A 12,479-nucleotide genomic window follows, 5' to 3' on the forward strand; every position below is an offset into this window, starting at 1 on the left:
CCGCTCGGCCCGCCGCAGCGTCCTCGGTTGCGCCTTCGCGCCCGATGCTGGACGATGCGGCCTTCCAGACGTTCCTGCATAAGCAGCGGCCGCACCCGCCGGTCTTCGGCATGGATGGGCTCGATGGCTATCTGACGGCGCTCATCATCGGGCCCCGCTTCATCGACCCGCGCCAATGGATTCCTCTGTTTGCAGGCGAGAAAGCGCTGATGGCGCTCGAAGGCACGACCGAGGCGCTCGCCGTTCAGACGCTCGTTGCCCACTAAACCGGATCTCGAGCGGGCTTGCCGAAACGCCGGAAACCTGGCGCCGCGCTTTGCGCGGCGCAATGACGGTTCCTTCGTTCCTTCGACCCCTTCCACTGGGTGACTGCCTTCCTGCTCGCTACCGGCTATGCCACAAGGCTCCGGCGCCCCTTTCTCCGCGGTCATGCCGCAACCGGCGACATCATCGTCCCGATCCGGGACACAACGGGGGTGAACTCCCGTCTCGACGACGCGGGCGTCGCCGCCGTTGCAAAGGCGATCGTCGCCATCCGCTCGTACTTCATGCCCAAGCGAGTCAAAGCGGCCCACATCTGAATCCTGCCTTTGGCAAGCAAGGACCGCCGTGCGGTGCTCGTGACGCTTACCCTCGTTCACAACCCCCGAATGCGGCGCAACGGATGATCGTGCCGCACCCGAGCCTCGAGATCAACATAACTGAACAGTTCGCCAGACCGTTCGTCTTCGCCGCGCATGCCTCCTTGTCCGAATCTCTCCGGCGACATTCAATTACGCACATAGCCTTACTGTGAGCCACTTTTTCACCAGCCTGCTAAATAACGTGCCAATTGTGTAGTCAGCGTTTGTATAACTTGTCTAGTCTGTACAAAACTACTGAAATTTTCTGACATAACCGCAACTTCTATTTCAAATCTAGCTAAATTACGTCGACTTTGCCTTGAATAGTGCAGTATGTTGGATAGCGTCTGGCTGCGAATGAGCGGCGCGAGGCGCGCTACATGGTCCAGATGCCACTCGCCATCTTGTTGGCCAGCGCAATGGCCACGAGCATGCGCGGCTTCGTCGCCAGATTTTTCCTAGTTGTTGCTTGCCGCCGGTCGATTTCTGCAACGGGACGAGGCCAAGCCGGGCGGCGAAGTCACGGCCACATTTGAACGCGTCTCCATCTGGGGCGCGAAAGTTTCGATCGCCGGTGCGGCGATGGGGCCAACGCCGGGCATTGTTTGCAAAGCGCATTCCGCCAAATGCTTCCCCATAATCTGCCACGGCTCTCCTCCTGTGATGAGGATCGGCTTGGCCCGCCCGAGCAACACATACGGCCACACTCACCTGCGCGAGTGTGGAGAATAAGTGCCGCAGACTATTGCTATTCGCCAAGGTTTGTCGGAAATGGAGTGATCACCCAATCGATCGACTCGACGGCGCGCTGAAGTATCATCTCGGTCTGAGCAAGGCTCGGTGAAGCGACGATGACATGTCCGATCCAGTCTCGGAAATCGCCTTTCCTGACGATCGGCGTCTTGGATTCAACATACAATTCGACTTCGGCGACACCTGCTACGGTAGCCGCCCGACTGCCGCCATCGATCCAATCGAGGGTGCCATCGCAATCAGGAACTAGGATCCGCGCAGCCGCAGTCTGCGAATGCCTCCTGCGCAAATCGCATTCCTCGCCTATGACAAGTTTGATGTGCGCGGTAATGAGATCAACACCGTAAGCCAGCTGAATCATTTGAGGACCGGGCGCGCCACCAAGACGCGGATTGACTTCAATGACGACTGGGCCAACCTCCGTCCAGCGGAATTCAATGCAGGTTGGCCCCCAGCCGAGACCAAGAGCTTTCAGGCAACTCAGCGAAACATCGGCGATACACTCCTGCTCGTCATCGCTCAGCCGGGCCGGAAGGGTGAATTCACGAAAGACGAAATGCGGGGGGGGGCCGCAATCACCGGCGCCGATCGCAACGACCTTATCTCCCATTAATTCAGCGCAATAGTATGGGCCTTGTGCGAAATCTTCGACCAAGATCCTCGGCGAGGACTGCCAAATGTGCTGCCCGCCCAACAGATAGTTCGTATGTTCCACTAACTCATCAACGTCGCGGCACAATCGTACGCCGCTGCTGCCGCTGCCTAAGGCTGGCTTAACAATCACCGGCAGTCCAATTGGCGCGGCAGAACTTTCGATGTCGGTCGCATTCGCCGCCAGGCGATAAGCCGGTACGGGAATCCCGGCCTGCGCGAGGAGCTCACGTTGGGTGAATTTGTCGCAGCACCGTTCAATAGATTCGGGGCTTGGTCCCGGTAGACCGAAATGCCGGCAGAGCTTGGCAGCCGTCACACAGGCCGACTCATCGGCGCGCGAAAACCCAGTAATGCCAGCAATGTCGTAGGTCTTGCGTAGCCGCAAGCATTCGTGGATCAGCGCACCGAGATTGTCTGTGTCGATGCGGATTGCCTCAAGCGTTTCCGCCGCAACATAGTCATACTGATTTGGATCAGTCGACAGGGTAATTGGATCAAGGCCAAGGCGCTGGGCTGCTTGGACGTATTGCAGGCCCATGCGGCCATGACCTTCAACGAGAATGAGTGCTCTTCTTGCCATTGGCTACCGACTCCGATGCTTCGTGCTGCGCGGCGGTCTGGGTGTGAATCTGGCATTAGCTCTTTATCCGTGCCTGACCTCACGCTTTGCGGTGAGGCTTACCATTATTAGCGGTCGGCAGTCGCAAAGACTTTGTAAAATATAGTTGAAGGATCTGTTGCGACGTCTTGATACTGACCGTGTGGCATGGAACCTTTCGACGAATATCGGAATGAACGCCACTTGCGGGCGAGCGCCACCGTCATTGGAGCGCCACAAACATCGGGAAGGAGCAGCCATGAAGTATTTTGCCGGACTTGACGTTTCTTTGGAAGAGACCTCGATCTGCGTGGTCGACGAAACCCGCAGGGCGGGGTCGCAAGCCCGCTGCTCTCGGTCATCTACATGAACCGCTTCCTGAAACATGGGGCGGCTCACCGGACGCGGCGAAGCGTTCCGTGCTCATGTCATCTCCTATGCCGACGACTTCGTCATCCTCAGCTGCGGTCATGCAGCCCAGGCGCTGGCGTGGACACGGACGGTGATGACGAAACTCGGGGTGACACTCAACGAGGCCAAGACCTCGATGAAGGATGCCGACACGAGCGCTTCGACTTCGTTGGCTACTCATGGGGACCACACTACCTCCCCGACGGTGGCCCGGTGGTATCTGGGCGCAAGCCCGTCCAAGTAGAGCGTGCAACGGGGTCAAGACGAAAGTCAGCAAACTCCTGAGGCGGGAAACAAAGGTGCGTGCCGGAGGTGCGAGGTGCGAGCTCAACTAAACCGGGTTCTGCTCGGTTGGTCGACGTACTTCTGCGACGGCACCCGAGCGCCGGCCTACGAAGCCGTTGACCGACATGTCCATGACCGCGTCAGCAACTTCCTGCGCAAACGGCACAAGCTGCAAAGACGTGGCACCAGCCAGGTCTCCCGAGAGAGCCTTTCCCGCCGGCGTCCAGTTGCGCCGCCGCCGCCGGCCGGTGATCACTCCATGCGCCTGCGCTCCTCGCAAATCAGGCGGCAAATCTCGCCAGCGCATAGCCCGCAAGATGGGGTGCTCGTGACGCTCACTGTCATTATGTATGCCATGCTGCGCGACGGCACTTTGTTCGAGGCTTGAGATGAGGTAGAAACAGTTTGCCAGTAGTGAAGCGCCAGCGCTGATCCGAGGGCGGTGTCCCGCGAGGAACGCAGGGGCGGACGATATGCGAAGGTAGTCAGATGGGCCTGACAGCCCGCTTCGAGTCAATGCAACGTCCGCCCTTGTGAGACCCGATACAGCACGACCAGCTCCGGCTCGGCCAGTGCGGACAGATCCTTAAAACCCTCAACGGATACACCGCCAAGCTCTGCAATTACAGGTCCGGACCCTCGTGATGCGTTCGCTGACGGCGGTCATGCGGAGCCGAAGTTGAAGGCACGCCCCAGCAGGTCGGAAGCCTGTTGTTGAGATCGTCATTCTCCCGGAATGCGCTGCGGCCTTTGGAGTCAGGCCGCCGAATAACTGAGCACTGAGCGAACAATCGCCTGGCCTCGCCGCGGGCGGCGCATGGCTAAAGCTTCGAGCGAACGTTCGCCTTCGCCGAAACGTGGCTTTTATTGCCGACATCTGGCTGTTCATGAGGCGGCTCGCATGGGCTTCAATTAACTGCCAAGTTTGTTTAAATTTTAGTTTAAAGAGAGACAGCTGTGCTCAAAGTAAGGCGCCAGCCATCTGAAAACGCGATGGTACCGCCCGGGACATTATATTGGCGGACTCAACGCCAAATGGCGATACTTGACGGACAGCGTACGAACTGCATCCCGCATCAACGCCGTCCGATAAATCGAGCGAACTGAAGTGCAGATCAAAGACGTAATCCTCGCGCCAGGCAACGGCGCGTTTTTCTACGACGATCAGGCAGCCATAAGAGCCGGCGCCTCGCAGGACGGTTTTGTCTATCTGGGAGAAGCCGTCACGCCCGACTTCGAATCCATTCGCGTTCCTGCATCTTCGCTGAGTGTCGGGCTTGTCCTTGCCGACGACACCGTCGTTTGGGGCGATATGATGAGCGTTCAGTATTCTGGTGCCGGTGGACGCGATTCTCTTTTCGACACTAATCAAATCTCAGATTTAGCGTCGCGCCTTGTCGTGCCGCAGCTTCTTGGTGTCGATGCGTCTCGCTACCTTGATGCCTGCGCCAAGGTTTTCGGGGCCTTCGAACACAAGCGGTTACCTCTGGCGATTGAGTACGGCGTGAGCCAGGCGCTGCTTCGAGCCGCGGCCCATCTTCACCGCAGGACGATGGCAGAGGTCGTATGTGCTGAATTTGATTTGCCGCTGCCGACGCGGAGGGTCCCGATTTACTGTCAAAGCGGCGATGCTCGCGAGATCAATGTGGATAAGATGATTCTGAAGGCCGTGGATGTCCTCCCCCACGGCCTGATCAACTCCAGGCAGAAATTCGGCGCGGGCGGCCAGACTTTCCAGGAATTCGTGAAGTGGGTTGCAACGCGCACGCGCGAACTCGGCCGCCCGGGGTACCATCCGGTGCTGCATTTCGACGTGTATGGCTGGATCGGCCAGGAAATCGGGATGGAGCCGCAACGGATCGCCGACTTTATTTGCATGGTAGCAGATACGGTTCCGGGTTTTACGATCAATATCGAGTCCCCGGCCGACTTTGGTTCTACACAAGCTCAAATTGAGAATTATGCCCGGATCGTATCGATCTTGGATGACCGGGATTCTGGCGCTCGCATTGTGGTGGACGAGAGGTGCAACACGCTCGAGGACATTCAGCTCTTTGCCGAAGCGAAGGCTGCGCATTTGGTCCAAATCAAGACGCCAGACGTCGGCTCAATCGCCGATACGGCGCGCGCAGTTCTCATCTGCAAGGCGAATAAGATTGGGGCATATGTCGGGGGCAGCTGTACTGAGACGGATCTCTCCGCCCAAGCTTCAGTCCACATTTCTGTAGCGACCCAGGCCGAAATGATGCTCGCAAAGCCAGGAATGGGCGTCGATGAGGCATTTTCCATCGTCGGGAACGAACAGAACCGACTACTCGCGATGCTGAACCGTCGTCGATCTCAAAACGAAAACGTTCAATGAAAAGCACGGTGTAACCATGCAGAATTGCCTTGAGGGGATCACCGTCGTTGCAGTGGAGCAGGCTGTGGCCGCGCCTTATGCGTCATCTCGCCTTGCGGACGCCGGCGCCCGGGTTATTAAGATCGAGAGGCCGGAAGGGGACTTTGCCCGAAGCTACGACAAGTTGGTGCGGGGGCAAAGCGCCTACTTTGTCTGGCTCAATCGGGGCAAGGAGTCGGTTTGTCTGGACCTGAGGTCAGAGGCAGACCGCGAGGTCCTGAACATGGTCATTGCCGCTGCTGACGTCTTTATCCAGAATCTGAAGCCGGGCAGCATCGAAAAACTGGGATTTGGGTCTGCCGACCTCCGCCGACGCTTTCCGCGGCTGATCACCTGCGACATCTCCGGTTTCGGGGAGGCGGGGCCGTTTTCCCACCTGAAGGCTTACGATCTCGTCATCCAAGCTGAAACAGGTCTATGCGCTATCACCGGCAACCAACAAGGGCCCGCGCGCGTAGGGGTCTCGGTTTGCGACATCTCGGCAGGCATGACCGCGCATAGCGCCATTCTTCAGGCCCTCTATCACCGCGAGGTCACCGGCGAAGGCTCCAGCATCCAGGTGTCACTGTTCGATGCCGTCGCCGACTGGATGAATGTTCCGGTTCTGCAAAACGACTACAGCGGCTATCACACGGTACGCGCCGGCGTGAAACACCCGTCGCTGGCGCCCTATGGCGCCTATCTTTGTGCTGATGGCAAAGAGGTCATCTTTTCGGTTCAAAATGACCGCGAATGGGTAAATTTCTGCAAGAAGTTCCTAAGGCAGCCGGAGCTCACACGCGCACCTGGTTTCGCTGATAATATGGAGCGCCTCCGTCACCGTGCGCAACTTGATGAGATCCTTGAACGGCGGTTTTCTGAACTGTCCTGCCACGAAGCCATGCAGGAGCTTGAGGCAGCCGGTCTGGCGTATGGGCGACTGAATGAAGTGGCCGATGTTTCAAAACATCCACACGTTCGGCGGGTTGAGGTTGGCACACCTGAAGGAGTTGTAGACACGATAGCGCCGGCGGCGATCTTCAACTCTGAGCACCCCTCGCTGCGCCCAGTTCCGGCTCTTGGTGCTCATACCAAGACTGTCCGCGAGGAGGTTCTGGGGCGTTTGCGCGAGAGAGCCGCGTCAGCGTGAGCGCGCGTCTGGTCGGTAAGGTGAGCGCGCTCGCGATAGAGAGCTCGCATACTTCGGGTCATCTCAGCGCATCGGCCGCCAGCGAGCTACTGCCACCGCCCTCGCTAAAATCGACCGCAGAGGCAACTCCATGATCAAGGACGCGTTTGCGGCCGTTGAAAGCGAGATGTCTGTACCACGCTGGAGATCCCTGCTCTTCGTTCCCGCTCACGTTCCAGGCTTTGTGGAGACGGCCCATGAGCGGGGTGCAGATGGCGTCATTCTCGACTTGGAGGATTCCGTTCCCCAGGATCAGAAGGGCGAGGCACGGCGGCAGCTTCCCGAATCCGTGACAAAGGTGGCGCGCAAGGGCGCATCTGTTTTGGTCCGCGTGAATCGTGGGTTGCGCGCCTTGGCGGCCGATCTCGATGCAGCCGTGATGGAAGGTGTTGGCGCACTGGTTCTTCCGAAGACGGATTCGGCAGAGTGGGTTTTAGAGATCGCGAATACGGTTTCAGACCTTGAACGAGAAAGAAATCTTCCACTGGGACGCATTCGGTTCCTCGCCCAGATCGAGACGCCGGGCGCCTTGCAAAGACTCGCGGCCATTGCGTCGGCGCATCCAAGAATGGTCGCAATGGCGCTTGGTCCTGAAGACTTCAGTGCTGCTGTTGGCGGCGCCCCGGAATTCGACCTTCTCTTGACACCGAACCTTTCTGTTCTATTTGCCGCCCGTGCGGCCGGGTTGCTCCCGCTAGGCTTCATAGGAAGCATCGGCGAGTTCTCGGACACTCATAGGCTTCGTGAAGCCGCGGCGCATGCGCGGCGGCTTGGCTTTGCGGGAGCTTTGGCGATCCATCCGACACAGGTCGCAGTATTCAATGAGGCTTTCTCGCCAAGCGCTCAGGAAGTCGAGTGGGCCCGCAATGTCGTCGCGGCGGAGAACAATGCCGCCTCCCGCGGACTGTCAGCATTCTCGTTAAATGGTAAGATGGTTGATCCGCCAGTGGTGCGGCGCGCCCAGGAGGTCCTGGCTCTCGCCAGCAATAACTGAGCCTCCACTCAGCTGCCGGACAGGCTTTTTTCGAACTGGTGCGACGGTTTTGTGACTTGCCTGCCATCTCGTTTCGAGATAGATATGAAAGCACTGGGGATCATGCTCCGGTTGGATTTGTTCATCGTGGACATAAGGCAATTAAGATACTTTGTGGGCGTCGTCGAAGCCGGCAGTTTCACGAAGGCAGCTGCGACCCTCAACGTTGCTCAAAGCGCTCTGAGCCTGCATGTGCGTCAACTGGAGGAAGGATTCGGCACCCAGCTGCTGGTTCGCGATCGGACCGGTGTCAGCGTCACGGCGTCGGGAGACAAGCTGCTTGAGCGCGCGCGGATCATCCTGAAGGAAATTCAGCTGACTGAGGCGGAACTTACCAACTCGGTGGCTGCTCCTTCGGGAGAGGTGACCATTGGCATTCCGTCCGGAGCCGCTCGCGTCCTTAGTGGTCCCCTACTTGAGTCAGTAAGAAGCGAATTGCCGAGGATTTCGCTTAAGATGATCGAGGGCATGACGGGACCGCTAGAGGAGTGGATGGCTGCTGGCCGTTTCAATCTGGCTGTCCTGTACCGCACTGCCGAGAGCGTCGGGCAAATGACGGTGCTGGCCCGCGAAGAGTTTTGCCTGGTGGTGCCGCCTGGTCAACCGCCTTTAGAAGATTCAATACGGCTGGCCGATCTGCACGCATTTCCGCTGGCGGTTCCCATGCGCAACAACAACGTCAGGCGTTCGGTGGCTGATGTCGTTGCCCAACACGGTTGTGTTCTGGACGTCAGATTCGAAGTCGACTCCCTTTCTACGATCATCAGTATGGTCATGGAAGGAAAGGCGTATTCCATCCTTACCCCGTCGGCCATTCAGAAAGAAGCCTCTCAGGGACAGGTCCGAACGGTCAAAATCATTGATCCAGTGATTACCCGTTCCGTTGTGGTTGCCGTCAACCCGAAAGATGAGCGCTCTCCAGCCGTCTCTGCGGTCCGCAAACTGATCCCCAAGGTCGTCCGGACATTGATCGAGAGCAGGCACTGGTCAGCCACGGCTCCGGACCGCGCTTAGGCACATCCTTCAAATCAAGTCCAGGTGTTACCGCTCCTCCGCGGCTGCATGAGCCGTGCCAATCTGGATGCCAGATGGTTTTGGGCGATATTCCATATTTGACCCACCGCGCGATCGCGATGAAATTGCAGAGAAGCGAGCCCATGGTCCGCATATCGGCCGTTCTCGCACTTGGCAAATTCACTCAAGTGGAGCATGCGATGTCCAACGCCATGAGCTATCAGCTTTTCATCAACGGCAGTTGGCGACACGGTAGTGACGGAACCACTCTGCCAGTAATCAATCCGGCGACAGAGAAGGTATGTGGCTCGGTGGCGGCGGCGACGGTGGCGGATCTGGATGAGGCGCTCGCTTCGGCAGAGCGCAGCCGCAAGGCTTGGTCCTCACGGCCTGCAAAAGAGCGCGGCGAGATCCTTGTGGCGGCCGCCAGGATCCTGACCACGAAGGTGGGAGACGCAGCGAAGGATTTGTCGACCGAACAGGGAAAGACGATTGCCGAAGCGACAGGCGAGTACGCGCGCGCTGTCGAAACACTGGAGTGGAACGGCACGCACGCCGAACAGCTGTCGGCCTCTATTCCGATGGGCCCGAACCGGATGATCGTCCCAGAGCCCCTTGGCGTCGTTGCTGCCTTTACGCCTTGGAACTATCCCGCCGTTCTCATCGCCCGCAAGCTCGCCCCAGCTTTGGCGGCAGGCTGCCCGGTGATCCTCAAAGGGGCTGAAGAGACACCAAGCGCGGCTGTCCATTTCGTCGAAGCCTTACGACAAGCGGGTATTCCGGACGGCGTGGTCAATCTCGTCTTTGGCGTTCCGGTGCAAATATCGCGGCATCTCCTCAACTCGCCGATCGTCAAGGTCCTAACTTTCACGGGCTCTACCGAGGTTGGAAAACAGCTCGCCAAGCTCGCCGCGAATAACTTGCAGCGATGCATCCTCGAGCTCGGTGGGCACTCCCCGGTCATTGTATGCAAGGATGCCGACCTGGCAAAAGCTATACCGGCAATTTCGGAATACAAGTTCGAGTGCGCGGGTCAAAGCTGCAATGCGCCCAGCAGGATCCTCGTCGCGCGGTCTCTCTATGAGGAATTCCTATCGCTGATGACGGAAGCCGCCCGCAAGATCAAGATCGGTCCGCCGGACGACCCTGCGACAGAGATGGGTCCAATGGCAAACGCGCGACGAATCGAGGCCATGCAGCGTCTGGTCAAGGACGCGGTCGATCGCGGCGCCACCATCGAAACCGGTGGCACCCGCCTCGACCAACCGGGTTTTTACTGGCCGCCAACCGTCCTGACAGGGGTGCCAAAGGATGCGAAAATGCTTCATGACGAGCCGTTCGGGCCGATCCTCACCGTAGCGCCATTCGACACGATCGAGGAGGCGATCGAAGAAGCCAACGCCACCGAGTATGGCTTGGCCGCCTACTTCTTCACCTGCGCCGCCGATACCAAACGGGCGCTGATCGGCGGTCTTTCGGCAGGCGCTCTCAGTGTAAACTACCTAAAAGGCGTTTCCGCAGATGCGCCATATGGGGGCGTCAAACAGAGCGGCTATGGATATGAAGGCGGCGAGCAAGGTTTTCGGAGCTTTCAGAACCTGAAACTGGTCAACGGGTTCGGGTCATTAGGATGAGATTTCGTGGATAGCAAAACACGGACCATTGCCGGCAAGGATATTATAGAGAGCGTCGCCGACGCCCTTCAGTACATCTCGTACTTCCATCCCCTTGACTACATCCGGTACCTTTCGCAGGCATACGCGCGCGAACAGAGCCCGGCGGCTAAGAACGCCATCGGGCAGATTTTGCTGAACTCCCGCATGGCGGCCTTCGGACGGCGCCCGATCTGCCAGGACACCGGTCTTGTGGTGGTCTTTGCAAAGGTCGGCATGGGCGTCCGCGTCAAATCAGCGGCCAGTTTCGCCGACCTCGTAAATGAGGGCGTCCGCCAAGCATATCTCGACCCCCACAATCCCCTTCGACCATCGATCGTCTCGGATCCGCTTGCCGGGCGGGTGAACACGCGCGACAACACGCCGGCAGTCGTCCACGTCGACCTCGTGCCCGGCAACCACATTGAGATCACCATCGCAGCAAAAGGGGGCGGGTCCGAAAACAAGGCGCGTTTCACCATCTTGACGCCTAGCGCGTCTGTTGCCGACTGGGTGGTCGACACCGTTTCGACCCTTGGCAGCGGATGGTGCCCGCCCGGCCTGATCTCGGTCGGCATCGGTGGCAGCGCTGAAAAGGCGATGTTGCTGGCCAAGGAGGCCATGAACGAGCCCATCGACATGTCGGAACTGATCGCCAGGGGGCCGTCAAACGCGGAGGAGGCACTGCGGGTTGAGCTTTATGAGCGGATTAACGCGCTGGGGATCGGCGCTCAAGGCCTTGGTGGGCTGACGACAGTCGTTGATGTCAAGGTTGCAACATATCCTACCCACGCCGCGTCGAAGCCTGTGGCGCTCATTCCGCAATGCGCCGCCAACCGGCACCTGAAGTTTATCTTGGACGGCACAGGACCGGTACAGCTCCAACCGCCCGACCTTTCCGAATGGCCCCAGATCGGTCATGAGGACTTGCACACAACCGGCGTCCGTCGGGTCAATCTCGATGCGCTCACGAAGCATGAGGCGGCATCGTGGCGCTGCGGGGAAACCCTTCTTTTGTCCGGAAAGATGCTGACAGGCCGTGACGCCGCCCACCGGCGAATGGTCGATCTGATCGATGCCGGCGAGCCGCTCCCGGTCGATCTACGGGGACGCGTGATCTACTACGTCGGACCAGTCCGCGCGGTGAGGGATGAGGTCGTCGGGCCGGCTGGCCCGACTACCTCCAGCCGCATGGACGGTTTTACTGAAAAGATGCTCGCCGAGACCGGGTTATATGCGATGGTCGGTAAAGCGGAGAGGGGACCGGCGACCATCGAGTCGATTGTCAGACACAAGGCGCCCTATCTCATCGCAGTGGGTGGCGCTGCGTACCTGATTTCAAAATCGATCAAGGCGGCGCGGCTCGTTGCCTTTGAAGACCTAGGCATGGAAGCCATCTATGAATTTGAGGTGCAGGACATGCCGGTCATCATGGCTGTCGATATTGAGGGAAACTCCATTCATAATTCCGGGCCGCTTGAGTGGCGTAAGCGCATGGCGGCCGACAGCATCGCCCGCAGCATCGGCGTTTGAGTTCGCTGGCTGCCCGAATCCGGCCAGACTCCCGCCTCGGATTTTGGGCCGTATCGGTGACACAGGCGGCCATTTGTGGTTTCAGCTCCTCGGCGAGCCAGACAAGAAAGGCTTTCAAGTCGCTCTCGATGCCAAACGCTCAGTGTAAAGACTGCATCGACCTGCCGTCCTTACGATCGACGCTTAGGGTGCTGTCTAGGGGTGCCAATCGGGGCAAGCACCGGAGATACCAAAAAGATTCGCCATTCATATTCGAGAAGGCCCGCCGCGATAGTGTGCTGGAGGTTCTGCAAAAAGTTTTGGAGAGAGAACGGCGCCTGCTCTGAGGGGCGAGCGGCCATGGCACGGTGGTGA

The 12,479-nt window shown here is 58.8% G+C and carries 8 protein-coding genes and 2 pseudogenes; 8 read left to right on the forward strand and 2 right to left on the reverse strand.

The features are described 5' to 3' along the window. The first annotated feature begins 44 nt into the window (after positions 1–44). Positions 45–581, forward strand: a pseudogene (locus NKJ73_RS32375) (UPF0149 family protein). Between the two features lie 418 nt (positions 582–999). Here NKJ73_RS32375 and NKJ73_RS34410 read toward each other — a convergent pair. Both NKJ73_RS34410 and NKJ73_RS32380 read right to left on the reverse strand, forming a co-directional pair. Next, positions 1,000–1,234: pseudogene (locus NKJ73_RS34410) on the reverse strand (transposase); the annotation flags it as partial. 137 nt (positions 1,235–1,371) lie between these two features. Beyond that, positions 1,372–2,610: an ATP-grasp domain-containing protein gene (locus tag NKJ73_RS32380; RefSeq protein WP_352572421.1), complete on the reverse strand. Its 1,239-nt coding sequence runs from the start codon at positions 2,608–2,610 to the stop codon at positions 1,372–1,374. 748 nt (positions 2,611–3,358) lie between these two features. Between NKJ73_RS32380 and NKJ73_RS32385 the strand changes: the two genes are divergently transcribed. The 7 genes from NKJ73_RS32385 (at position 3,359) to NKJ73_RS32415 (ending at position 12,125) form a co-directional block, all read left to right on the forward strand. Next, positions 3,359–3,712, forward strand: coding sequence for a group II intron maturase-specific domain-containing protein (locus NKJ73_RS32385; protein ID WP_352572422.1), 354 nt, complete (start codon positions 3,359–3,361; stop codon positions 3,710–3,712). Between the two features lie 720 nt (positions 3,713–4,432). Next, complete coding sequence (locus NKJ73_RS32390) at positions 4,433–5,686, forward strand: methylaspartate ammonia-lyase (protein WP_352572424.1); 1,254 nt, start codon at positions 4,433–4,435, stop codon at positions 5,684–5,686. A gap of 16 nt (positions 5,687–5,702) precedes the next feature. Continuing rightward, positions 5,703–6,854, forward strand: a complete 1,152-nt coding sequence (locus tag NKJ73_RS32395) for a CaiB/BaiF CoA transferase family protein (protein WP_352572426.1) — start codon at positions 5,703–5,705, stop codon at positions 6,852–6,854. A 130-nt stretch (positions 6,855–6,984) separates the two neighbouring features. Continuing rightward, the gene (locus tag NKJ73_RS32400) at positions 6,985–7,887 is read left to right on the forward strand and encodes an HpcH/HpaI aldolase/citrate lyase family protein (protein ID WP_352572428.1); all 903 of its coding nucleotides are present in this window, start codon (positions 6,985–6,987) and stop codon (positions 7,885–7,887) included. A gap of 126 nt (positions 7,888–8,013) precedes the next feature. Beyond that, the gene (locus NKJ73_RS32405) at positions 8,014–8,940 is read left to right on the forward strand and encodes a LysR family transcriptional regulator (protein ID WP_352572433.1); all 927 of its coding nucleotides are present in this window, start codon (positions 8,014–8,016) and stop codon (positions 8,938–8,940) included. Between the two features lie 200 nt (positions 8,941–9,140). After that, a complete protein-coding gene (locus NKJ73_RS32410) occupies positions 9,141–10,574 on the forward strand; it encodes an NAD-dependent succinate-semialdehyde dehydrogenase (protein WP_352572435.1) in 1,434 nt (477 codons plus the stop codon). 6 nt (positions 10,575–10,580) lie between these two features. After that, positions 10,581–12,125: a fumarate hydratase gene (locus tag NKJ73_RS32415; RefSeq protein ID WP_352572430.1), complete on the forward strand. Its 1,545-nt coding sequence runs from the start codon at positions 10,581–10,583 to the stop codon at positions 12,123–12,125. Positions 12,126–12,479: the final 354 nt, after the last annotated feature.

It is taken from the genome of Mesorhizobium sp. M0074 (assembly GCF_040322975.1).
Lineage (GTDB): Bacteria > Pseudomonadota > Alphaproteobacteria > Rhizobiales > Rhizobiaceae > Mesorhizobium.